The organism is Photobacterium sp. J15, assembly GCF_963870815.1.
Classification (GTDB): Bacteria; Pseudomonadota; Gammaproteobacteria; order Enterobacterales; family Vibrionaceae; genus Photobacterium; species Photobacterium marinum.
This window is the reverse complement of record NZ_CAWMUI010000002.1, coordinates 1,107,509-1,129,730: the sequence shown is the minus strand read 5'-3', so window position 1 is coordinate 1,129,730 and position 22,222 is coordinate 1,107,509. Positions and strand designations below refer to the sequence as shown.

The following is a 22,222-nucleotide window of genomic DNA, read 5'->3' as shown; positions in this document are numbered from 1 at the left end:
ACAATCAAGGTGATGCGTTACACTCGGCGGTTTTGGTATGGAGTTCGGTGCGCTTTGCAGGTTCGGTGGGGCACACCTTATTGCAAGCGTTAGGCATTCACATGAAGTATGAAACCAATTGTCAATTTCAAAAACTAGATTTCCACGATAGCCCAGTATCAAAGATAGTGTATGGCAATGACAGCATTAGTATCTATCTAGATTTTGCTAATATTTTAGCAGAACACATAGCTAATCCTTATCCTGTAGCCAAGTGTATCGAAAATTGCGCTATCACTTTCAACGGTGTAATAGAGAGTATTGCATCAGTTTATAATGATGAGACAAAGGTATTTGAAGAACATCAGTACCCAACAGAACCTCTTGATCAAGAAATATTAGAGGTAATAACTAGTGTGGGTAGCAAAGGGCTAGTGACTTATACCCTAAAAGGTTTCCATTCAACGGGTTGGACTGAATGGCGTATTACTAGTCAGCAGTTTAAATTATCTTGGGATGATTTTTCACAAGATGCTTGGTTTGTAGATTGACCTCAGAAAGGTTCATGAAAAACCTTTTCTGTAGTCATTTGAGACAATAACGGAATTGGAAATGCCTAACAAGGCAATCAAGGTGACCCGTTACACTCGATGGTTTTGGTCTGGTGTTCGGTGTGCTTTGCAAGTTCAGTGTGGGGCACCTTATTGCAGGCGTTATGGCCTAAAAGCACAGGCAACGTGGTTTTCGCTTCAAGGTCTGAGGGTCAAGCTTAGCTGCTATAAAGCCGATCTTCTCTGGCGATATAACTGCGCGCTTTTCGGTATAACGAACTGTGAATTTGGTTGGCTCTGTCCGCAGCACGCTTGATTTTCCAGTTGATTTCGCTGTCAGAAATGCCAGAAACATCATCGAAATAAAGCTCCTTAATTTTGGCTAAGGGGTGTCAGGTTTTAATCCTTGCTATTTTCTCCGAAGCTTCTGATTTATATCCGTTGGTAAAGAGCAATTCTTTGTCTAGTGACCACTGGTTTTTCTAGTTGGTTCATGAAGTTATGTATAAATTTCTGTTCGGGTTTAAATGGTAGGGTAAACTTGCTGGCATCCGAGCAGGTATTTCTGTAGCGGTAGCGTATCTTGTAAGTGATTAATATTCATTGAGTTTGCCATAACAAGGCAATCAAGGTGATGCGTTACATTCGGCGGTTTTGGTTCGGAGTTCAGTGTGCTTTGTTGGTTTCGGTGGGGCACACCTTATCGCAGGCGTTAGGGCTTCGAATGCACAACAAGATGTGACTAGCATATTATAGTTAACAGAGACGGGTAGATATGGATGCTAATTTTGATGTTAATGGAAAGGAATTTAGAGTTTCATTTTCGTTTTTAGGATTTGAAAAATATTATTTCGATGGAAAGTTGCTGAAAAAAAGATGGAATATTAAAAGGAAAGATCGTCTTACCTTTGTAGTGGATGGAGAAACAGTAGAAATCGTTGTTTTCATTTCAACAAAAGACATATCAACTCAGGCATATGTGAATGGGCAGTTAGTGGTAGAAGAACTTTTCCCTGAGTTTAAAGAAAAGATTGCATTAAAGAACCGCTCAAAACCTTCAAATGTATCAGTAATGATTAAGCAATTCATATTATGGTTTATACTGGCTTTGATTTTTATGTCTGTATATCAAACGTTTATATCGCAGCCCTAACAAAGGCATCAAGGTGACTTGTTACACTCGGTGGTTTTGGTTTGGAGTTCAGTGTGCTTGGTAGGTTAGTCGCGGCGCACCTTATGCCAGGCGTTAGCTTCTAAGAGGTAAATATGACGAAAGGGATGATTATTCGTAAGGTGATGTCAGATGGGTGGACGATAGAGGAGTGCCTTGATCCTATTAATGGACGCTATAATCGATATTACTATGGTAGAAAGCAAGCTCCTGTTGTAACTATGTCAGACAAAATAAGTCAGCAATATGCAGCGTATACATTGATAGATAAGGATTTGCGTAGTGTTATCTTTTGGCTTGAGGAAATAGAAAGATTAAAGCCAGGACAAATTGATAGAGTAAAAGACCCTGCAAAAATGAACTCAATAAAGGGGCTTTTTGTTGCAGCTTTAACATTCTATGGTAAATGTTTTACATCGTGTGAAGGTCGAAAGGTAAAACTCGAAAGAAAACATGTGCCTGAAGAGTTACAAGAAACTCACGATAATGTCATGAAACTCAGGCATAATTTTGCAGCACATAGTGGGGCTGAAAATTTTGAAGAAGTTAAGGTTAGCTTGGTTCTATATCCAAATAAAAAGTCAGATGCAACACCAAAACTATATTCTGAATTATCTCAGCCTGATTATATTCCGACTCAAGATCTGAACTTTAAAGAGTTAGTAACTGAGTTACAAAGTTACGTCGAGAATAAACGCAGCCATGTCGGGGATACAGTTTTAGAGAAAGTTGTCCGCCCAGAAGGTAAAAAATACTGGTATAAACGAGCCAAGAAGCTAACAAAGCAATCAAGGTGACCCGCTACACTCGGCGGTTTTGGTATCAAGTTCGGTGTGCTTTGTTAGTTTAGTGGGGGGCACCTTATTGCAGGCGTTAGGCATGCTGAAAAGCCACTATGTTTTCATTGGTTATTTCTTCGCTCAAGAACGATGCCACAAAGGGCATTCGTTCATCGTAAGGCTGTCCATAAAGTATGGCGAAACGCAGGTTATCTGATTCATTGCGGCCTTTAACTCTGGCAATGAACCACCGCATAATTCATCGTTACAATACAGTGAAAGGGCTGTCGGTTTCTTTGCTTATCAATCCGGAGATGCCGCCTAAATGAACTCCTCACTAGGTTGTAATGCAAATGTATTTGGTTCAATGCGTTGATAGTTCATGGGAAAATACAATTTCGTGGTTGTTGCATCCAATGTTTGAAGGCGAGATGCGTTGAGAGTTCACCTCCCAAGTAAGGACAGCGCACATGGAAATGCCTAACAAAGGCATCAAGGTGACACGTTACACTCGGCAGTTTTGGTATGGAGTTTAGTGCGCTTGGTTGGTTCGGTGTTGGTGCACCTTATGCCCGGCGTTATGCGTTTAAAAAGTTTAGAGGAAACATGTCAGATAATAATCAAGAATCAGATACTAGGGATGTAGTGAAACAAACCGATAGTTTGTTGAATAGTGTCGAAGAACGAATAAGTAAGTTGCAGGTAAAACTAGAACACAAGGAAAGTAGAGCCCCAGATATGCTCCTTGGCTTAGCTATAACCATTTCATTAGTATTTGTTTTTATTGGTGGGGATTTCTTAGAGTTTTTTGGAATTCATCAAGATGAAGATGAGTATGCAAGGTTGATTGGCGTAGCTATGCTGTTTTACTTTGGTTTTGCTTATGCATTAATAGCCGCTCGACGAAATGTACGTCGGCGTCAATTGCTTGAGGAGTTAGAGGGGTTAAAGTTTCAGAAAAACACTTTAAGACCAATAAAGGATACAGATAAAGTTACATATTTTGATCGTTTGGTGGACATAAATATTAGTAATCTGAGTGAATACTATAAAATGGTCAAAGAGCATACAAATAAAAGTTTTTTTGCATCAATGATAGCTGGGGTTATAGGCTTTCTTCTAATTGTTACAGGTATGCTTATTGGGTTCACAGATTTAACTAATGCAGATTCTGTTGCTTATATATCTGCGGGCTCTGGCGTGATTGTAGAGTTTATCTCAGGTGTATTCTTCTGGCTCTATAGTAAAACAACACAACAATTGAAAGGCTATCACGATAGCTTAGTTGATATTCAGAATGTATTACTCTCATTCAAGGTTGTTGAGGATACTGCTGATAAAGAAACAAAGCTTGAGATGGCTAAAATAATGATAACGTCATTAAATAGTGCAAAAAACGCATAACAAAGCATTTAAGAGTGATTCGCAACGCTTGGCATTTTCGCTTCGCTCAAGTATAGCCAAGCGTCGCTCACACCTTAATGCAAAAGCACAGGCAACGTGGTGTTCGCTTCAATGTCTGCGGATCAAGCTTAGCGGCTATTTAGCCGAACTTCTCGGGCGGTATAACTGAACGCTTTCAGTTTATAACGAACTGTGAATTTTGCTGGCGTTGTCTGCAGCACGCTTGATTTGCCGACTGTACTTGCTGTCAGAAATGTCAGAAACTTCATCGAAAACCAGCTTTGAACTTTTGGCTAAGGGTTATCAGATTTTAATCTTTGCTATTTTCCCCGATACTTTCGATTTAAATCTGTTGGTAAAGGGCAATTCTTTGTCCTGTGGCTATTGTTCCAATTCCTCTGAAAATCACCCGCACAAAATCCATTCACAAGAGGCTAGGTGTCTAATATTTAAGGCTAAAGTTGAGCGATTTCAAATTTATACATTTTGTTTGTTGTATGATGCCTTAATCATATGGCAGGTAAATAATTCTGTTCGGCGGTAGCGTGCAAAAATTAAGTTAATCACTTGAAATATAGCCATAACAAAGGCATCAAGGTGACACGTTACACTAGGCAGTTTTGGTATGGAGTTTAGTGCGCTTGGCTGGTTTGGTGTTGGTGCACCTTATGCCCGGCGTTATGCGTTAGGAGGATGTAATTGAGAGTTTTTGGACATATTCCTGGAATAAAACCTGGTGATAAATTTAAAAACAGGGATGCTTTGTCAAAAGCAGGTGTTCACGGTCCTACGGTAGCTGGTATTAGTGGCTCAAAACTGGAAGGCGCTGATTCAATTGTGCTCTCAGGAGGATATGAAGATGACGAAGATTTTGGTGATGTCATTATTTATACGGGTGCGGGTGGACAAGATACTAGGAAAAAGCAGGTAGCGGATCAAACCTTAGATTCAGTTAATCTTGCACTTGCTAAAAGTAAAACTGATTGTTTACCTGTTCGAGTCACTCGGGGCTACAAACATAAAAATGAACACAGCCCTGATTCTGGGTATCAATATTCAGGCTTGTATCATGTGGAAGATTATTGGAAGGAGTTAGGTAAATCTGGCTATATTATTTGGCGATATAGGTTAGTTGCTGAAGATGTAAATATAATCATTGATGAAGTAAATGAACCTCCAGCAGAATATGAAGCCCCTAAAAGAAAATCCACTAGTTCAAATAAAGTAGTTAGAGATTATAGAAAGGCATTAAATGTAAAAAAATGGCACAAATATAAATGTCAAGTATGTGGTATAGCTATAGAAACTAGCGCTGGGTTGTATGCAGAAGCCGCCCATATAAAGCCATTAGGTGAGCCCCATAATGGTCCTGATAGTGAGCATAATATTTTGTGTCTTTGCCCTAACCACCATGTGATGTTTGATAATGGTGGTTTTACCATATCGGATGACTTCACTTTAATCGGTATTCCAGGTGAATTGGTAACTGTAAAAAAACATAAGATAGATATACGTTTTATTCAGTATCACAGGGAACATTATCAAAAAAATGCATAACAAAGGCATCAAGGTGACGCTTTACACTCGGCGGTTTTGGTATGAAGTTTAGTGGGCTTGGTGAGTTAGTCGCGGCGCACCTCATGCCAAGCGTTAGCACTCAGGTGGGAAATTATGAAATTTGCGAAATATTGGGAAAAACAAGATGTAACTGTTAGTGAAAAGGTATTTGGGAAAGATGTAATATCCGTTTGGGGCGCATCAAATGAAAGTTCACAAGCAGCAAAGGAAAATGCCGAAAAAAGATTAGCTGCAATGCAAACTTTTTTTGGTGGAGATTTCGACAAGAATGATGAGTATGAATATTGGGTAGATTTTGTCAAAGAAGAAATAATTGACGAAATTAAGTCTAATGATGGTCGAGTGCTAGCAATATTGAGCCGTAATAGTTACGGCGCAACGGTCCTTAACACTGATTCTGTGCTTTTTGGAGATATAGATGTACCACCATCTAGCTTCATTGATCGAATACTTGGAAAATTTGGTAAGTCTCAAAAAGATAAAACGTATTATTTGAAGAATATTGAAAGGTATCAAGAAAATCACCCTGACTTATCTTTCAAAGTATATGAGACACACTCAGGTCTTCGATTTATTGTGACAAATAGAACTTTCTCACCTGAAGATTCAGTTGTTAGAGAAATGTTTACTGATTTGAATGTAGACCCGTTATATATGCGCTTATGTCAGCAACAAGAGTGTTTTCGCGCACGACTTAGCCCAAAACCCTGGAGGGTAGCTGTTGAAAGGCCATCTAGTCGCTATCCTCGCGTGAATGGGAAAGAACAACAAGAATTTCAACAATGGCTAGATAAATACCATGCATCGTCTTTGAATAATGCAGTAACAAAATATTTAGCATCATTTGGGTCAGGAAAACTGCATCCCGATATTCAGATAATTACAGAATTACATGATCGTTATTCTTGTTCTATTTCGGCCAAGCTAGCATGAGTGCTAACAAGGCAATCAAGTGTGACGCATTATACTCGGCGGTTTTGGTTTGGAGGTTGGTGTGCTTTGTTCGTTTCGTGGGGCGCACCTTATTGCAGGCGTTAGCTTCATTCTACATTACAAGATATAAGGATTAGTCGTGAAGTACAGTGAAGTATCGGTACAAACGTTTAATAAATTTGCAAAAGAGTATCAAGATAAGTATATGGATTATGCTTTGTATACTGTGACATACGATAATTTGATTGAGTATTTGCCTACAAATAAGACATTGTCTGTATTAGAGCTTGGTTGTGGTCCAGCAAACATCTCAAACTATCTGATAAAGAAAGATTTATCCATAGATGTGTTTGGTATAGATTTAGCTCCCAATATGATTCAGCTAGCAAAAGAGAATATACCTTCTGGTCACTTTGAAATAATGGATTGTCGTGAAATTTCTTGTATTAAGCAGAAATTTGAACTAATAATCTGTGGCTTTTGCACTCCATATTTATCTAAAATGGAATCCAAAAAGTTAATTCAAGATACACGAAATTTACTTGATGATGGTGGGTTGCTTTATTTAAGTGCCATAGTAGGGAATGAGAGCTTATCTGGTTATCAAGAGTCTTCAACCGGTGACCGTGTTTATATTCATTATCACAATGACGAGTTTATAGCTGATAATTTGAAGGAATCAGGTTTTGAGGTTCTCGATATAGAACACAAAATATTTCATCGTGAAGGTCATGATCCAGTAACGGAAATGTTTATTTACGCAAAAGCCATATAAAGCTAACAAGGCAATCAAGGTGACCCGTTACACTCGGTGGTTTTGGTATGAAGTTTGGTGCGCTTTGTTGGTTTTGCGTGGGGCACCTTATTGCAGGCGTTATGTTGCTATTTATCCAGCGTTATTTAGAGGTTTAGATTTGAACAACTTAGATCCAATTTACGATTTGCAATTTGAGCAAATGAGCGGCAATTCGAGTTATTGGCATAGTAAATCATGCCATTTAAGAAAATCCGCAGAAATTCTTTGGGATGCATGGTCACGAGGAGAGACGCTGGATTCTGGCGATACATACCGCATGATCATGGGAATGTCATTTGAACTTCTTTTCAAGAGTTTTCTTGTAGCAAACTCTATTGAAATTGTGCCTACGCATAACCTTAATGATTTGGCAAAGCTAGCTGGCTTTACATTAGATGATAAAGAAAGCAGCATTCTTCATAATTTGACTGGATATATTTACTGGCAAGGTAAATCCAGTACCCAAATCAATTGCCTCTAAGAAGCTAAATGTGTCAGGTGGAGAGGGTGTTAAGTCACAACGTGAACCATTCGTCTCAACTTATGCCCCAGGTCAAAATATAATTGAGGATCAACCTGCTAATCCAAGTTTGCTGACATCTAATGAGCTTGATTACGACAACCTGCTGTTACTTTGGCAGAAATTTAATAGTGATTACGTATCAAAATACATCGCAACATAACAAAGCAATCAACACGATGCTAATTACACTCGGTGTTTGTGGTTTGAAGTATAATAGGTTTGGAAAGTAAGGCGTTCGCACGAGTTATTGCGGCGTTATGCGAGGTGAATGTAAGCTATGAAATTACCTTTCAAAAATTGAGTTGTGAATGCGAAAATTGAAAGGAGTTGAGGATTGTTTTTATGCACTGGTATTACTATTGGGTAGTGTGATTTCTAGATATTCACCAATACGAATTATGGGTGTTAAATGAGTGAAATAATCCTTTGTAATCAACCTCTAAGTTTGGAAGCTTTAGAGAAGAACTGCGGCATTGATATTACGGCAAATGGTCATAGTAATGAAAATAAGAGTATTGAAGCCTATTCACCATATGCTTTAGGTGAGTTATCCGCAACTAGCAAAAAGCTACTGACTCACTTAAGGCCAAAAACTATTTCACGTAACTTAACTCATTTGTCATTATCGTTAGGTAGTGAAAATGTAGTCAATGTATCTGATGTTACAGCTAAATTGTCTGAATATAATGTCGGGTTGCTTGGCGCTTCAACCAGTGTATATGCTAATAGAGTTGGCGGCTTTGTTGGCGATGTTAAGAGTTATCAAAATGCACTTATGGAGTATCAAAAAACATTAAAATCAAATTCGGTTTTAAGAAATACAGCAAAGCAAAAAGCTTATCGTGCATTTAATAAAATGCAAAAAAGTTTTCAACATGAATTATCTGTTGTTTCGGCAAAATCTCGTTCAAGAAAAGGAACTCCTTTAACTAATCCAGTACGAGCTGAAAATATAATACGCAGCAGCCGTAATGTAGCCAAATTAAACCTTGTCAATGATGTACAAGCTAACAATCTAATTCGATTTACCAAGCATACAAAACTATTAGGTAATGGGTTAGCTGTGATCGATTTTGGCAGTAGGGTTGGTAATATTCATACTAGTTATGTGGCTGGAGACAATTGGGAGAGAGAGCTATTTATTGAGTCTACTAGTTTTGCAACTAGTGCCATAGCTGGTACTGCTGCAGTAAATGTTGGAACAGCTGCACTAGGTTTCTTGGTTGTCGCGACTCCTATCGGTTGGATTGATCGTTGGTGGTGTTGCTGTTGCAGGAGTTGCAGCAGGTGTATCAATGGGTGTTAATAGCTATGTGAAAGAAAACTCCGGTGACACCTATGATCAAATTATGAGATGGTTAGGTTTATGAGTTCAATCGAATCATTAATATTTGCTGTATTATTATTGAATAGTTTTATTTGTATGGTGCTTTACATTGCATTTGGCCAGATAACGGTTAGAAAATTGAGGCGGAACAAAAATACAAAAGATAGTTTAGGCATCGAATACGCTAGCGGCTGGGATATTATAAATGTAGCTCAGGCTTTATCTTTACCTACGTACGTCATACGTAAATTAAGACGTAGTTCTTTATCTTCTTTATACGCGGATCGAGAATTTTTAATTGAAAATACTACTAGGTTTGATCGATTGTTGGCTTTTGTCTTTTACTGGTTATTAATGTTTACTGGGGTCTCATTACCTTTACTCGCATTAGCTGATTACCTGGAGCTGTTTAGAGTTTAATTTAGACAACTATCGCATAACAAGGCAATCAAGGTGACCAGTTACACTCGACGGTTTTGGTTTGAAGTTTGGTGTGCTTGGTAGGTTAATCGTGGCGCACCTTATGCCCGGCGTTATGGCGTAGTGGCAAACGAGATCTCACATACAAGCATAAAAAATCACCATCTTAACAATCTAGAAGGTGATTTTTATAAAATTGTTGTTTTCACACCTGTGTTTTAATTATCAAGGTCATCGTGTTCAGTTGGTAAATAAGGAAGTATATGGCGTTGCCATACTATATCTTTATATAAAACATGGCGGCATATCAATTGAACGTCATACTCGCACAAAACTTTACCGTCATCATTTAGTAAATTTGCCCCATCTAGAATAATGTGGGCATCTTCATTATCAGGGTCATCTGCAATCATTCTGTAATTAAATGCATCCTCATAGTTTGGCCCGCTCCCTTGCACGTAATAGCCGAACTCAATACTTACACCACATTTTGATGTAAATGATGCATATCCATACCCAAACGATTGATAATCACCTGACTCTGTTTGTTTAAGCTCGAACCCTTTAGGGTTAAATTCATTTAATTCAAACTCTAGTGCTCTAATATCATCTATGGTTAATGTTCTCATTCGGATTCCTGTGCTATCTCATTGAAAGTTAAGGTTATTTAATGTGCGTAGTGTATATTGAAAGCGATTGTATTGATAGGGGTGATGATTGGTGTTTTCAATGAAAATGGTTATCGCTGTATTCTCTTTGAAGAACCGATTCAAAATGGTTAGTAAGGAGCTGTTCATTTTCTCAAGTAACGCCTAATATTGTTGGATAAATCATAAATAAATGACAAGAATCATGAATGTGTTCAGGGTGTTGCTAATGATTTTTTGCTATCAAGCAGGAAACCCAGTAGTTGTAGCGTGTATGGAAGTTGAGTAGGTTACTTTGAACGCGCCATAACAAGGCCATCAAGTGTGACGCATTACACTCGGCACTTTTGGTTTGGAGTTCCGTTGACTTGGTCAGTTTAGTAGGGCGCAGCTTATGGCTGGCGTTATGGCTTAAAAAGCACAGGCAACGTGGTTTTCGCTTCAAGCTCTGTGGGTCAAGCTTAGCGGCTATTAAGCCGATCTTTTCTGGCGATATAACTGAACGCTCTTCGGTATAACGAACTGTGAATTTAGCGGGCTTTGTCCGCAGCACACTTGATTTGCCAGTTGTGGTTGCTGTCAGAATTGCCAGAAGCATCATCGAAAGGAAATATCAAAATTGGGCTTCGGATTATCAAGTTTCAATTCTTGTCAATTTTCCCCGAAGCTTCCGATTTATATCAGTTGGTAAAGAGCAATTCTTCATCCAGTGGCTACTGATTTTGCATGTTGGTTCATGAAGCTATGTACAAAATTCTGTCCTCGTTTTAATGGAAGGGTAAACTGACTGGCGTTCGAGCAGATTTGTCTGTAGCGGTAGCGTTTCTGGTAAGTAATTCTGCCATAACAAGGCAATCAAGGGTGACGCGTTACACTCGGCGGTTTTGGTTCGGAGTTCGGTGCGCTTTGCTGGTTCAGTGTGGGGCACCTTATCGCAGGCGTTAGGCATGCTGAAGAGCGACTCTGTTTTTATTGGTTATTTCTTCGCTCAAGAACGATGCCACAGAGATCATTCGTTCATCGCAAGGCTGTCCATAACGAATGGCGAAATGAAGGTTATCAGCTCCATTGCTGCCTTTAACTCTGGCAATGAACCATCGCATTATTCATCGTTACACTGTAGTGAAAGGCTTGCCGGTTTTTTTGCCTATCAGTCCTGTGATGCAGCCCTAAGGAATATTTCATTAGGTTGTTATGCAAATGTATTTGGTTCAAAGCGTTGATAGTTCATGGGAAAATACAATTTCGAGGTTGTTGTGTCCCATGTTTGCAGATGGGATGCGTTGAGAGTTCACCTCCCAAGTTCGGACAGCGCACCTTATGCCAGACGTTAAATGGCAAAAAAATCTCGATCTGTGTCGGAATAATTTCGACCATAAAGTAATGATATCTCTAAACTAACTATAATCAAACATACTGAATGCTTATAAAAATTAGAGGATATATGGTTACTGTAACTGAAAGGGCAACACTAAAGGCAAAACTGGAAAATTATGAGGGCAAGGTTAATCATATGTACCTTGATTCAAAAGGTTATGTAACAGTAGGTGTTGGACATTTAATTAAAGATCTTGCTAGTGCACAAAAACTCAATTTTAAAAAAACAAATGGATTATCAGCGATTAAAGACGATATAAAAGGTGATTTTGAATCCGTAAAAAAACAGTTAAAAAATAGAGTTTCTAGCTACTACAAGAGGTTTGTTAGTTTAAAGCTTCTAAATACGGAAATTGATGCTTTAACTAACAAGCATATAGATAGTTTTGAAAATGAGCTGAAAAGTCTTTTCCCTAGTTTTGCGACATATCCAACTGAAGTTAGGTTAGCTCTTTTTGATATTATTTTTAATGTTGGTATGACTGACTTGAATACTAAGTGGCCTAACTTTAAAAAAGCAATAAAATCAGAAAATTGGGAAACGGCTGCCAATGAGTCCAATAGAAAACCACCTGTTTCAGCTGAAAGAAATAAATATGTAAAAAATTTACTTTTGAAGGCGGCAGCAGACAAGAAAAAAAGAGAAGAAGCTAAAAAAAAGAAGGTGCAAAATGAGCAATAAATCATGTTGTTTGTTTATTTTGCCGGTTTCGATTATGGCCATGTTTTCAGTTAATGCGTGTAATGCAATTGAAAAAATACCTGTGTCATTGGCTGATGGCTTAACATTACCTGAGCTTTTATCTTCCAATGTAGAGTTAAGTGATGTAGATGAATTATCAAAGTTAATAAAAGAACCTTGGTATTCAGAAATAGTAGTTAAGAATAATAGCGGGCATAAATTAATCTTATCTTCTTGTGAGGACTATTTTATAGACTCATCTCCTGAAACACGAACAGTTAAACAATATGATATGAATGCTTATCTTGAGCTCAAGGTTATGTGTGAAGCCTCAAAGTTAATGTTAAGTGCAAAACCATCGAAGTTAAGCTATTTACCTCTTCCTATACTAAAAGAGAGCTCTCCTGATTTTTGGCCGAAGCAATTATCTTTTATAACTTCATCAGCAGAGTCAAAGCGAAGTAATCAAAACCCAGAGCTAAAGTATTGGTCTGATGTTACACCTATTACAAGTTTCAAAAAAAACTCCGAGTCAAGCTTTACGTATTATCACATTGGCGGATACCAAGAGGTTGGCATTATTGGTAGAGGAGACCTCAATAACGATGAAATTGAAGATTTGATTGTTGTAATACGTGATCATGTATCAAATGGTAGTTACTTTAATATGCGCTTACTGGTTTTAAGCGTTGATAATCAGCAACGTTGGTCACTGATCTCAGAGCATTAAGCATCCAAGCCATTTAACAAGGCAATCAAGGTGATGCGTTACACTCGGCGGTTTTAGTATGGAGTTAGGTGTGCTTGGTTGGTTTCGTGGGGCACACCTTATTGCAGGCGTTATGCTCCAAAAGATAAATATCAAGCGACGAAATGTTGTCATGGTCACGAGAGGAAAAGATGTTTAAAGAACCTTGGTCTGATATTTCCGAATATCCTAAAAAACATAAATTAGCTCTTGAGACTGAATTGAAAAAAGAACTCGGCACAAATCATTCTTTATTTGGCAATAGTGTTAATCTTTTGGCTAAAAGAGAAGACCGAGATGACCTTTTACTAAAGTCTAGTTCTACATTCTATATTGTTCATCTCACATGGAGTGGTGCTGAAGAAAGTGCTGGTTACCCTCTAATTGATGTGTTTGAAACAGAACTGGAATTAGAAGCTAAATTGGCAGAGGATTCACTTTACTTTTAGAAACTTGGGCATAACAAGGAAAGGTGACAAAATATCATTGTTACGCATAACCCTAATATCTTAGTAAATGGAGACGTTGAGCTAGTCAAGGTTATGGAGTTCCGTGGCGGTCAAGTAAAGAGCAAAGCTAGTGGTAGCCTAATCGAACAAGATATTAGGGACGAAGTGTGTGAAATAATGGAAGGTGGTCGAGAAGCATTCAGTAAGAGGTTTAGGTGTTTGGTAAGCGGGGCACACTGTTTTAGCTGATCGATTTGCAGCTACCGAGAACGCTTTAGCATCTGACCCTGTGTAAGTTTTTCGTTTCTTTTTCTGTTTAACTTGTTTTGCTTCTTTCATTGTACTGGGTACACCAAAAATATGTACACGTCCATTGTAGTGTATAGAAGTAAAGTAGTCTGACTCCAATGAATTATTCAAGAACAGAAAGGCGAACAATTTGGTTTGCCTTTTGTTGTCATCCCTAAACCACCGGCAATGGCGGTGGTGATTGCTCCTAGGGGCTATCGCCCGTAGAAGTGCCCATGTTAGAAGAAAAACTCTTATTCACCATAAGTAAGAGGGATCAACGAACATGGGCGATTATCGAAGTTCATCACATGTTTACTGGCGTTGTAAATATCATATTGTTTGGACGCCCAAATACCGATTTAAGATTTTGAAAGGGAATGTAGGTAAAGAGCTTTATCGTTCAGTATACATTCTCTGCAACATGAAGGATTGCGAGGTTTTGGAGCTAAATATCCAGCCTGATCATGTTCATCTTGTTGCGATAATCCTTCCAATGGTATCGATTTCAACTTTGGGCGAGAGGATACTTTGTCGAAACCGCTGGAGTTAATGAGAAATCATTAGAAGGTATGTGAGGCACCAAGACAAACAAGATCTTGAGCAACAGTTATAGTTGTTAAAGAATTAACAGCGTCGTCGTCCCCTTTTAGAAGGCGGATTTTTATTTTCAACCCTAAACCACCTACTGAAGTAGGTGGTTATCATTACTCAAGTTAGTTTCCAACTCGGTTATCTGTGATCAACTCTGTTAATCCTCAACATAGTTCTCGATGCTAGGGCAGGAGCAAACTAGGTTACGGTCACCGAATACATTATCGACACGGTTGACGGTTGGCCAGTATTTGGCGTCTTTCGTTTGGTGTGACGGGAAGCAACCCTGTTCGCGACTGTAGCTGCGGTTCCATTCTGCTTCCATCAGATCTGCCTGAGTGTGTGGGGCATTGACCAGAGGATTATCTTTCAGGTCCCACTCACCGTTTTCGACACGGGCGATTTCGTGACGGATGGCAACCATTGCGTTACAGAAGCGATCCAGTTCGGCCAGATCTTCGGATTCAGTTGGTTCAATCATCAGGGTTCCGGCGACCGGGAACGACATAGTCGGCGCATGGAAACCATAGTCCATCAGGCGTTTGGCAATATCTTCTTCAGAAATACCAGAAGCATCCTTGAGCGGTCGGATATCGATAATACACTCGTGAGCGATACGTCCATGTGTGCCGCGGTATAATACTGGGTAGTGCGGACGCAGACGCTCCATAACGTAGTTAGCGTTAAGAATAGCCAGCTTGGTTGCTTCTGTTAGACCTTCTTCACCCATCATTGCAATGTAAGCATACGAAATCGGCAGGATGGAAGCGGACCCTAAGTTAGCAGCTGATACCGCGTACTGAGGCTGATCGCTTTCGGTGTTTTCAACATGACCCGGCAGGAATGGAGCCAGATGAGATTTCACGCCAATCGGGCCCATGCCCGGACCGCCACCACCATGCGGGATACAGAAGGTTTTGTGCAGGTTCAGGTGTGAAACGTCAGAGCCGATGAAGCCCGGGCTGGTTAAACCGACTTGGGCGTTCATGTTGGCACCGTCGAGGTAAACCTGACCGCCTGCTTCATGGACCAGTTCACACACTTCCTGAACGGCTTCTTCATAGACGCCGTGTGTCGACGGGTAGGTGATCATGATGCACGACAGTTTGTCGCGGTGTTTTTCAATCTTGGCTTTCAGATCGTCAATATCAATGTTGCCTTGATCGTCACAACCAACAACCACAACTTTCATTGAAACCATCGCGGCTGAGGCCGGGTTGGTGCCGTGGGCTGAGCTTGGGATCAGGCAGACATTACGATGCGAATCACCGTTGGCTTCATGATAGCGCTGAATTGCAATTAGTCCGGCATATTCCCCCTGAGCGCCGGAGTTTGGCTGTAGCGACATGGCATCGTAGCCGGTGATAGTGCACAGCATTTCAGAAAGTTTGTCCGCCATTTCGACATAACCTTTTGCCTGTTCGATAGGCGCGAACGGGTGGAGGGCCCCGAATTCCGGCCAGGTGACAGGGATCATCTCAGCGGCGGCATTCAGCTTCATGGTACAGCTGCCCAGTGGGATCATGCCGTGGGTCAGTGAGTAGTCTTTGTTTTCCAGTTTCTTCATATAACGCATCATCTGCGTTTCGCTGTGGTACTGGTTAAACACCGGATGAGTGAGGTATTCGCTGGTGCGTCGGCAGTTTTCAGGAATAGCTGCAAACTCATCACTGGCGATATCAGCTGTAAACATTGATGCTTGTAGGTTGTTGTCACTGAACAGACCAAGCAGTGCTTCAACATCTTCGACTTTGGTCGTCTCATCCAGGCTGATACCCAGACGTTCGCCAAGGTCACCTGAAGCTGGATATTTACGCAGGTTAATACCAGCATTCAATGCCTTTATGTAGAAATCGGCAGTTTTCTTGCCGGTATTTAGCGTCAGAGTGTCGAAGAAGCTGTCATTTGTTAGTTCAATGCCGGAGGCCCGAAGTCCGGCCGCCAGAATCGCGGTTAAGTGGTGAACGCGACGGCCGATTTTACGTAATCCTTCAGGACCGTGGTATAAGGTATAGAAAGCTGCCATGTTAGCCAGTAATGCCTGTGCGGTACAGATATTAGACGTCGCTTTTTCCCGGCGGATATGCTGTTCACGGGTTTGCATCGCCATGCGAAGAGCCTGGTTATCTTTGGCATCTTTTGATACGCCGATAACTCGGCCCGGCATGGTGCGCTTGTGTTTGTCTTTGGTTGCCATAAATCCGGCGTGAGGACCACCGAAGCCCATTGGCACACCGAAACGTTGGGCGCTGCCGATCACAACATCTGCGCCCATTTCTCCCGGTGATTTCAGCAGGGTAAGGGCTAGCAGATCGGAAGCAACGGCCACAAGGGTCTTTTTGCTGTGAGCTTGCTCGATGATGTCAGTCAAGTCATGGATATTACCTGTGGTACCAGGGTACTGTACCAGAGCACCGAATACATCGTGGTTATCGAGTTCGTCGATAGAGCCGCTGATAATTTCAATGCCAATGTATCCGGCTCGGGTGCGGACGACATCAATGGATTGCGGGTGCAGCTCATCAGACACAAAGAAGGCTTTGCTCTTGTTTTTGCTTGCGCGCTGGCACAGGGTCATGGCTTCGGCGGCAGCAGTGGCTTCATCAAGCAATGAGGCATTAGCCAGCTCCATGCCAGTCATATCCATAATCATCTGCTGGTAATTTAGCAGGGATTCCAGGCGGCCCTGTGAGATCTCTGGCTGATAAGGGGTGTAGGCGGTGTACCAGCCTGGGTTTTCAAGAACGTTACGCAGAATAACGTTTGGGGTGTAAGTGTTGTAGTAACCCTGACCGATGTAACTGCGGTTGATGGTGTTCTTAGCGGCCATTGCTTTTAAGGCTGCCAGCATGTCCGCTTCGCTTTGTGGCTGGTCAAGCTTCATTGGTTCCGGCAGGCGAATTGCTGCCGGTACAGTTTCTTCAATCAACTGGTCAACGCTTGCAACGCCGATAGTATCCAGCATGATTTTTTGTTGTGCTGAATCCGGGCCATTATGACGACCTGCAAATTCCTTATCGTCACTTAATGCATTTAGAAGAGTCATGTCGGTCATGGTTCTATCCTGAACTGTTACTACCTGTTACCTGTGAGCATCAGGTAAATAAAGAGAATTCTTCGATAACAACGTAAAACGGCTTTTAAGCGCAGGTTCGTGTGCTAAAAAGCCGAAGTTCATTAGTCTTCTTCGAGGGTCGCCAGGTATTTCTCGCCGTCGATTAGCTTTTCAAGTTCTTCAATATCTGCAATCTTGATTTTAGCAATCCAGCCGCCTTCGTATGGTTCTTCGTTTACAAGCTCTGGGCTGTCTTCCAAATCTTCGTTAACTTCAACGATTTCACCGGTAACAGGGGAGTAGATATCAGACGCTGCTTTTACCGACTCAACCAGAGAGAAGGTTTCGCCGGCTTCTGTCGAATCACCGACTTCAGGAAGGTCTACGAAGACAACATCACCAAGCAGGCCCTGAGCATGATCCGAAATCCCCATGGTGATAGTGCCATCACCGTTGTCGCGTACCCACTCGTGGCTTTCAGTGAACTTCAATGTATTTTCCATTTCTAACTCCTTGCGCAGTGTTTTCGCTGATATTGATTGTTTTTCTTTTTAAGCCGGTTATCTTTGCTTATGTTTATAGGCATGAAACATTGGTTTTGTCTTTATTTAAAGCCGCCGACGGGCTTCCGTGTCAGCGGCGGTGAAGGCTTGTTGATTTAGTGATAAAGCGGAAAGCGGCCACAAAGTTTCTGTACCTGCTGTTTAACACGCTTTTCAACCTCGCTGTTGTCTTCCTGATTGGCTGCCAGCCCGTCGAGGACATCACCAATCCATTCACCGATTTGTCTGAATTCTTCTGCACCGAAACCACGGCTGGTGCCAGCCGGTGTTCCCAGGCGAATACCTGATGTCACCATTGGTTTTTCAGAATCGAATGGGATGCCGTTCTTGTTGCAGGTAATGCCTGCACGTTCCAGAGCTTCTTCAACCTGATTACCCTTCAGGCCCTTAGGGCGAAGATCGACTAGCATCAGGTGTGTGTCTGTACCACCGGTTACAATGTCGCATCCTCGAGCTTGCAGGACTTCGGCCAGCACTTTCGCATTGTTGATCACGTTTTTGATATAGAGCTTGAATTCCGGTTCCAGCGCTTCGCCAAGGGCAACAGCTTTACCTGCGATAACGTGCATCAGCGGTCCGCCTTGCAGACCGGGGAATACCGCTGAATTAATCTTATTATTAATGTCTTCATGGTTAGTCAGGATCATGCCGCCACGTGGGCCGCGCAGGGTTTTGTGTGTTGTAGTAGTGACAACATGGGCATGAGGAAGCGGGCTAGGGTGTTCGCCTGCAGCGATCAGTCCGGCGATATGAGCCATATCGACCATCAGGAAAGCGCCGACTTCATCGGCAATGGCGCGGAATTTAGCAAAATCAATTTTGCGTGGAATGGCAGAGCCACCAGCAATGATCATTTTGGGCTGACTTTCGAGAGCCAGTTCACGAACGTTATCGTAGTTGATTTCACAGGTATCTTTATTCACCCCGTACTGGACGGCATTGAACCATTTACCGGAAAGGGCAGGACGGGCACCGTGAGTCAGGTGGCCTCCGGCATCGAGCGACATGCCGAGAATGGTGTCGCCCGGCTGAAGCAGGGCAAGCATAACCGCGCCGTTTGCCTGGGCGCCGGAGTGTGGCTGAACATTGACATATTCACACTGGAAAAGCTGTTTGGCTCGGGCGATGGCGATCTTTTCTATCTCATCGACATGCTCACAGCCGCCATAGTAACGACGACCGGCATAGCCTTCGGCGTATTTGTTTGTCAGGCAGGTTCCCTGAGCTTGCATAACCGCTTTAGATACGATGTTTTCGGAAGCAATTAGTTCGATTTGCTGATTTTGGCGGTTGAGCTCTGCCATGATGCCAGCGTTGACTGCTCCGTCGATCTGAGCAAGATCGGTTGAAAAAAACATCTCAAGGTCATGGTTTTGGTATGAAGCTTTCATTTCACGTTATCCTCAGTCGCGCCCCGGGAGGGGGATTTCCTTTTTCCAGCGTGATGCGCTTTTGTTGTTATGCTTGTTATAAATGATGCTTTCAGCAGTTTTAGCACAGGGCATATGTGCACTTCGATGCTTTGTACTAACAACTGCGTAACATACCTTTCTATTGATAGCCGATCAGCGTCGAATTTCCAATAGTGGATCCTTGTCTAATTTAATCGCGATGATTTTAAGCAAACGTTTGCGTTGTGTCATGGGATTTTCTGCTGATTGATCTGTTTTTTGTTCAAATTGTCGGGCGGATCATGTGTTGATATTGAGTTAAAATTGTAAATAAGCCCCTGTGGGATATGGTCTCGAAGGGGATTTGTTCGTGTTACTGAGGAAGAAGAAAAAGAGGAATAAGACATTTGTTTTCCTGTTTAAATCGGATTAAATCTTGTTCACGGATTACGCAGTTTCCTTTTGGAAACTTTGTTTCAAATATGACGTATGGGTCATACTTTTTGATTCGTATGACTTTTGAGTTTCTTATCGGCTATGCCAGAATGAAGGGATTGATGTACCAGGGAGAGGTGTAATGAGCGACGAACATCAAGTTGATATCTACCCGTCAATGACAGTTGAAAGAGAGCGTGAAGCCGAAAAAATAGAGCCTTTGCAACTCGGTAAGCGTCTGAAGGAAATTCGTGTAGCTCACGGCTTGACCTTGGAAGAAGCCAGTAAACGTACCGGCTTGGCCCGTTCCACACTATCAAAAATCGAAAATGAGCAAATCTCACCGACGTTTCAGGCAATGCAGAAACTTGCTGGTGGGTTAGAGATTGATATTCCTCAACTGTTTGCTCCGCCAAAACAAATCCGCGCGACTGGTCGACGGGACATTACCCGCATTGATGAAGGTAAACCGCATCCGACGACTACCTACGAACATGAGTTGCTGGCAACGCAACTGACCAATAAGAAAATGATGCCGTTCAAGTCACGGGTACGTGCCCGCCGATTTGAAGATTACTCTGATTGGATCCGCCATGACGGCGAGGAGTTCCTGTTGGTACTTTCCGGTGAAATCATTTTCTATTCTGAGTTTTATGAACCAGTAAACCTTAAAGAAGGGGACTCGGTTTACTACGATGCCACCATGGGCCATATGCTGGTTTCTGTCAGCAATGAAGATGCCCATATTCTTTGGGTTACTGCATCATAGAATCAGCTGGCAATGCTTTGCTGTTGAGGGCAAGTTATTCTTTCGTCGGTTTAATCATGGGTACAAATTTCCTTTTTACTAAAATTATGTGAAGTCACGCAGTTTGCTCGAAAGGAAACTTTGTTTACTATAAGAAACTGCTTTTAACATAGCTGCAACATTGAATGGAAACTGTGCCGCATGCCTGCGGTTGATGGAGTAATACGTATGTCTCAAGAACTACTGGTAACACCCCTGCACGCACTTCACATTGAAATGGGTGCAAAGATGGTTCCTTTTGCCGGCTATGATATGCCCGTTCAATACGCATTGGGTGTGCGTAAGGAACACATCCATTGTCGTGAGGCTGCCGGCCTGTTTGATGTATCCCATATGGGTCAGCTTCGTCTTCACGGTGAGAACGCCGCAAAAGCATTAGAAGCGCTGGTGCCGGTAGATATTATCGATTTGCCCGCTGGTAAGCAGCGTTATGCCTTCTTTACTAATGAGCAGGGTGGCATTCTTGACGATTTGATGGTGACTAACTTCGGAGATCACCTGTTTGTTGTGGTTAATGCAGCCTGTAAAGAGCAAGATATAGCACATATCAAAGCCTACCTACCGCAGGATGTAGAGCTGGAGATTATCGAAGATCGCGCACTACTTGCGTTGCAGGGGCCGAAAGCTGCTGAAGTACTGGCTCGCCTGAATCCGGCTGTCAGTGACATGGTGTTTATGGATGCCGGTAAGTATGAATTGCTGGACGTTGAATGCTTTGTTAGCCGTTCCGGCTATACCGGTGAAGATGGTTATGAGATTTCCGTGCCGGCAGGTAAGGCAGATGCACTGGCTCGTGAGTTGCTCGGTCAGGAAGAGGTTGAATGGATTGGCCTTGGTGCCCGAGATTCACTGCGTCTTGAATGTGGTTTGTGCCTGTACGGGCATGATATTGATACAACTACAACACCGGTTGAAGCCAGCCTGCTTTGGGGGATCAGCAAGCCACGCCGTGCTGACGGTGAGCGTGCAGGAGGTTTCCCTGGTGCGGAAATTATTCTTGAGCAGATCAAAACTAAAGACGTGGCACGAAAACGTGTCGGCCTTGTAGGCCAGTCTAAGGCTCCAGTCCGTGAAGGCAGTAAACTGTTCGATGCTAATGATAATGAAATCGGTGTTGTGACCAGTGGTACGTTTGGGCCGACTAAAGGCGTGCCTGTCGCGATGGCATATGTCAAAACAGAACTTGCTCAGTTGGGAACAGAAATTTTTGCTGAAGTGCGTGGTAAGAAGCTGCCAATGACAGTCGAAAAAATGCCGTTTGTTCCTCAGAATTACTATCGCGGTTAATTGTTTTAAAACTAAGAAAAACACGCTGTATGAGGGAGTCTGTTGGCTCCCTTTTCTTTATTTCTCATTATTTAACTGGCAGAGCTTTGTGTCATCAACTTCACTTAAAGAAGTCAAAAACAGCGGTATGAAGGTTGTGAGTAATGATGAAGGTGAAGCTACTCCTTGCAGGAGCAGGGTTGATGGTGATGGCATCGGCGCATTCGGACACACTGTTAATGTCATATGAAGAATACATGGATCGTTGTTTGAGCACTTACGGAGAAGACAGAGTGACAGAAAGTGTCTGCGAAGCCCAGTTCCGGACAATGGAGAAAAAAGAGCAGGAGTTGATGGCGCAGGCTGATGTGATGGAAAGCAGTTCAGGACGAGCACTGATACCGGAAGGCAATAATGAAGACAGTCAGCTTGAGTAAAAAGATTATGTTTTTGAATGG

At 42.0% G+C, this 22,222-nt stretch carries 22 protein-coding genes and 1 pseudogene; 19 read left to right on the top strand and 4 right to left on the bottom strand.

Annotation, left to right across the window (positions count from 1 at the left end; genetic code table 11):
- The first annotated feature begins 47 nt into the window (after nt 1-47).
- The 11 genes from AACQ93_RS22040 (at nt 48) to AACQ93_RS21990 (ending at nt 9,461) form a co-directional block, all read left to right on the top strand.
- A complete protein-coding gene (locus tag AACQ93_RS22040; RefSeq protein WP_157097631.1) occupies nt 48-530 on the top strand; it encodes a hypothetical protein in 483 nt (160 codons plus the stop codon).
- Nucleotides 531-1,305: 775 nt separating this feature from the next.
- Nucleotides 1,306-1,683, top strand: coding sequence for a hypothetical protein (locus tag AACQ93_RS22035; protein WP_064608902.1), 378 nt, complete (start codon nt 1,306-1,308; stop codon nt 1,681-1,683).
- Nucleotides 1,684-1,796: 113 nt separating this feature from the next.
- Nucleotides 1,797-2,498: a hypothetical protein gene (locus tag AACQ93_RS22030; protein ID WP_064608900.1), complete on the top strand. Its 702-nt coding sequence runs from the start codon at nt 1,797-1,799 to the stop codon at nt 2,496-2,498.
- 507 nt (nt 2,499-3,005) lie between these two features.
- On the top strand, nt 3,006-3,884 hold the full coding sequence (locus AACQ93_RS22025) for a TRADD-N-associated membrane domain-containing protein (protein WP_339367454.1): 879 nt from the start codon (nt 3,006-3,008) through the stop codon (nt 3,882-3,884).
- A 699-nt stretch (nt 3,885-4,583) separates the two neighbouring features.
- Nucleotides 4,584-5,441: a YDG/SRA domain-containing protein gene (locus tag AACQ93_RS22020; RefSeq protein ID WP_064608898.1), complete on the top strand. Its 858-nt coding sequence runs from the start codon at nt 4,584-4,586 to the stop codon at nt 5,439-5,441.
- A 114-nt stretch (nt 5,442-5,555) separates the two neighbouring features.
- Entirely contained in the window at nt 5,556-6,395 is an 840-nt protein-coding gene (locus AACQ93_RS22015) for a hypothetical protein (protein ID WP_064608896.1), read from the top strand.
- Between the two features lie 139 nt (nt 6,396-6,534).
- Nucleotides 6,535-7,170, top strand: a complete 636-nt coding sequence (locus tag AACQ93_RS22010; protein WP_064608894.1) for a class I SAM-dependent methyltransferase — start codon at nt 6,535-6,537, stop codon at nt 7,168-7,170.
- A gap of 19 nt (nt 7,171-7,189) precedes the next feature.
- Nucleotides 7,190-7,672, top strand: coding sequence for a hypothetical protein (locus AACQ93_RS22005; protein WP_157097630.1), 483 nt, complete (start codon nt 7,190-7,192; stop codon nt 7,670-7,672).
- Between the two features lie 10 nt (nt 7,673-7,682).
- On the top strand, nt 7,683-7,874 hold the full coding sequence (locus AACQ93_RS22000; RefSeq protein ID WP_064608890.1) for a hypothetical protein: 192 nt from the start codon (nt 7,683-7,685) through the stop codon (nt 7,872-7,874).
- A gap of 249 nt (nt 7,875-8,123) precedes the next feature.
- A complete protein-coding gene (locus AACQ93_RS21995) occupies nt 8,124-9,020 on the top strand; it encodes a hypothetical protein (RefSeq protein WP_232323380.1) in 897 nt (298 codons plus the stop codon).
- Between the two features lie 60 nt (nt 9,021-9,080).
- Nucleotides 9,081-9,461, top strand: coding sequence for a hypothetical protein (locus AACQ93_RS21990; RefSeq protein WP_064609673.1), 381 nt, complete (start codon nt 9,081-9,083; stop codon nt 9,459-9,461).
- A 218-nt stretch (nt 9,462-9,679) separates the two neighbouring features.
- Here AACQ93_RS21990 and AACQ93_RS21985 read toward each other — a convergent pair whose 3' ends face one another.
- Nucleotides 9,680-10,090, bottom strand: coding sequence for a hypothetical protein (locus AACQ93_RS21985; RefSeq protein ID WP_064608888.1), 411 nt, complete (start codon nt 10,088-10,090; stop codon nt 9,680-9,682).
- A gap of 965 nt (nt 10,091-11,055) precedes the next feature.
- Here AACQ93_RS21985 and AACQ93_RS21980 point away from each other — a divergent pair.
- From AACQ93_RS21980 to tnpA, 5 genes and pseudogenes are all read left to right on the top strand, one after another.
- Complete coding sequence (locus AACQ93_RS21980; RefSeq protein ID WP_157097629.1) at nt 11,056-11,331, top strand: hypothetical protein; 276 nt, start codon at nt 11,056-11,058, stop codon at nt 11,329-11,331.
- A 221-nt stretch (nt 11,332-11,552) separates the two neighbouring features.
- Nucleotides 11,553-12,167, top strand: a complete 615-nt coding sequence (locus tag AACQ93_RS21975) for a hypothetical protein (RefSeq protein ID WP_064609671.1) — start codon at nt 11,553-11,555, stop codon at nt 12,165-12,167.
- Nucleotides 12,157-12,897, top strand: coding sequence for a hypothetical protein (locus tag AACQ93_RS21970; RefSeq protein WP_064608883.1), 741 nt, complete (start codon nt 12,157-12,159; stop codon nt 12,895-12,897). The genes AACQ93_RS21975 and AACQ93_RS21970 overlap by 11 nt, the downstream gene beginning before the upstream one ends.
- A gap of 170 nt (nt 12,898-13,067) precedes the next feature.
- Nucleotides 13,068-13,364 carry a hypothetical protein gene (locus AACQ93_RS21965; RefSeq protein ID WP_064608882.1) on the top strand — a complete coding sequence of 99 codons (297 nt, stop codon included), beginning with the start codon at nt 13,068-13,070 and terminating at the stop codon, nt 13,362-13,364.
- 574 nt (nt 13,365-13,938) lie between these two features.
- A pseudogene (tnpA, locus tag AACQ93_RS21960) lies at nt 13,939-14,268 on the top strand (IS200/IS605 family transposase).
- A 135-nt stretch (nt 14,269-14,403) separates the two neighbouring features.
- On the opposite strand, the gene gcvP reads toward tnpA, so the two are convergent.
- The 3 genes from gcvP to AACQ93_RS21945 form a co-directional block, all read right to left on the bottom strand.
- Entirely contained in the window at nt 14,404-17,301 is a 2,898-nt protein-coding gene (gene gcvP, locus AACQ93_RS21955; protein WP_064608880.1) for an aminomethyl-transferring glycine dehydrogenase, read from the bottom strand.
- Between the two features lie 122 nt (nt 17,302-17,423).
- A complete protein-coding gene (gene gcvH / locus AACQ93_RS21950; RefSeq protein ID WP_007465488.1) occupies nt 17,424-17,804 on the bottom strand; it encodes a glycine cleavage system protein GcvH in 381 nt (126 codons plus the stop codon).
- 155 nt (nt 17,805-17,959) lie between these two features.
- Nucleotides 17,960-19,255, bottom strand: coding sequence for a serine hydroxymethyltransferase (locus tag AACQ93_RS21945; protein ID WP_064608878.1), 1,296 nt, complete (start codon nt 19,253-19,255; stop codon nt 17,960-17,962).
- A gap of 577 nt (nt 19,256-19,832) precedes the next feature.
- On the opposite strand from AACQ93_RS21945, the gene AACQ93_RS21940 reads away from it, so the two are divergent.
- From AACQ93_RS21940 to AACQ93_RS21930, 3 genes are all read left to right on the top strand, one after another.
- Nucleotides 19,833-20,459, top strand: coding sequence for a helix-turn-helix domain-containing protein (locus AACQ93_RS21940; protein ID WP_064608876.1), 627 nt, complete (start codon nt 19,833-19,835; stop codon nt 20,457-20,459).
- A 207-nt stretch (nt 20,460-20,666) separates the two neighbouring features.
- Nucleotides 20,667-21,785 carry a glycine cleavage system aminomethyltransferase GcvT gene (gcvT, locus tag AACQ93_RS21935; protein ID WP_064608874.1) on the top strand — a complete coding sequence of 373 codons (1,119 nt, stop codon included), beginning with the start codon at nt 20,667-20,669 and terminating at the stop codon, nt 21,783-21,785.
- Nucleotides 21,786-21,928: 143 nt separating this feature from the next.
- Nucleotides 21,929-22,201, top strand: coding sequence for a hypothetical protein (locus AACQ93_RS21930; RefSeq protein WP_157097628.1), 273 nt, complete (start codon nt 21,929-21,931; stop codon nt 22,199-22,201).
- Nucleotides 22,202-22,222: the final 21 nt, after the last annotated feature.

Bases quoted from the DNA above. Each gene is read 5' to 3' on its own strand.
- AACQ93_RS22035 (WP_064608902.1), top strand. From the start codon at position 1,306: ATGGATGCTAATTTTGATGTTAATGGAAAGGAATTTAGAGTTTCATTT.
- AACQ93_RS22030 (WP_064608900.1), top strand. From the start codon at position 1,797: ATGACGAAAGGGATGATTATTCGTAAGGTGATGTCAGATGGGTGGACG.
- AACQ93_RS22025 (WP_339367454.1), top strand. From the start codon at position 3,006: ATGGAGTTTAGTGCGCTTGGTTGGTTCGGTGTTGGTGCACCTTATGCC.
- AACQ93_RS22015 (WP_064608896.1), top strand. From the start codon at position 5,556: ATGAAATTTGCGAAATATTGGGAAAAACAAGATGTAACTGTTAGTGAA.
- AACQ93_RS21995 (WP_232323380.1), top strand. From the start codon at position 8,124: ATGAGTGAAATAATCCTTTGTAATCAACCTCTAAGTTTGGAAGCTTTA.
- AACQ93_RS21990 (WP_064609673.1), top strand. From the start codon at position 9,081: ATGAGTTCAATCGAATCATTAATATTTGCTGTATTATTATTGAATAGT.
- AACQ93_RS21985 (WP_064608888.1), bottom strand. From the start codon at position 10,090: ATGAGAACATTAACCATAGATGATATTAGAGCACTAGAGTTTGAATTA.
- AACQ93_RS21980 (WP_157097629.1), top strand. From the start codon at position 11,056: ATGCTGAAGAGCGACTCTGTTTTTATTGGTTATTTCTTCGCTCAAGAA.
- AACQ93_RS21975 (WP_064609671.1), top strand. From the start codon at position 11,553: ATGGTTACTGTAACTGAAAGGGCAACACTAAAGGCAAAACTGGAAAAT.
- AACQ93_RS21970 (WP_064608883.1), top strand. From the start codon at position 12,157: ATGAGCAATAAATCATGTTGTTTGTTTATTTTGCCGGTTTCGATTATG.
- AACQ93_RS21965 (WP_064608882.1), top strand. From the start codon at position 13,068: ATGTTTAAAGAACCTTGGTCTGATATTTCCGAATATCCTAAAAAACAT.
- gcvP (WP_064608880.1), bottom strand. From the start codon at position 17,301: ATGACCGACATGACTCTTCTAAATGCATTAAGTGACGATAAGGAATTT.
- gcvH (WP_007465488.1), bottom strand. From the start codon at position 17,804: ATGGAAAATACATTGAAGTTCACTGAAAGCCACGAGTGGGTACGCGAC.
- AACQ93_RS21945 (WP_064608878.1), bottom strand. From the start codon at position 19,255: ATGAAAGCTTCATACCAAAACCATGACCTTGAGATGTTTTTTTCAACC.
- AACQ93_RS21940 (WP_064608876.1), top strand. From the start codon at position 19,833: ATGAGCGACGAACATCAAGTTGATATCTACCCGTCAATGACAGTTGAA.
- gcvT (WP_064608874.1), top strand. From the start codon at position 20,667: ATGTCTCAAGAACTACTGGTAACACCCCTGCACGCACTTCACATTGAA.
- AACQ93_RS21930 (WP_157097628.1), top strand. From the start codon at position 21,929: ATGATGAAGGTGAAGCTACTCCTTGCAGGAGCAGGGTTGATGGTGATG.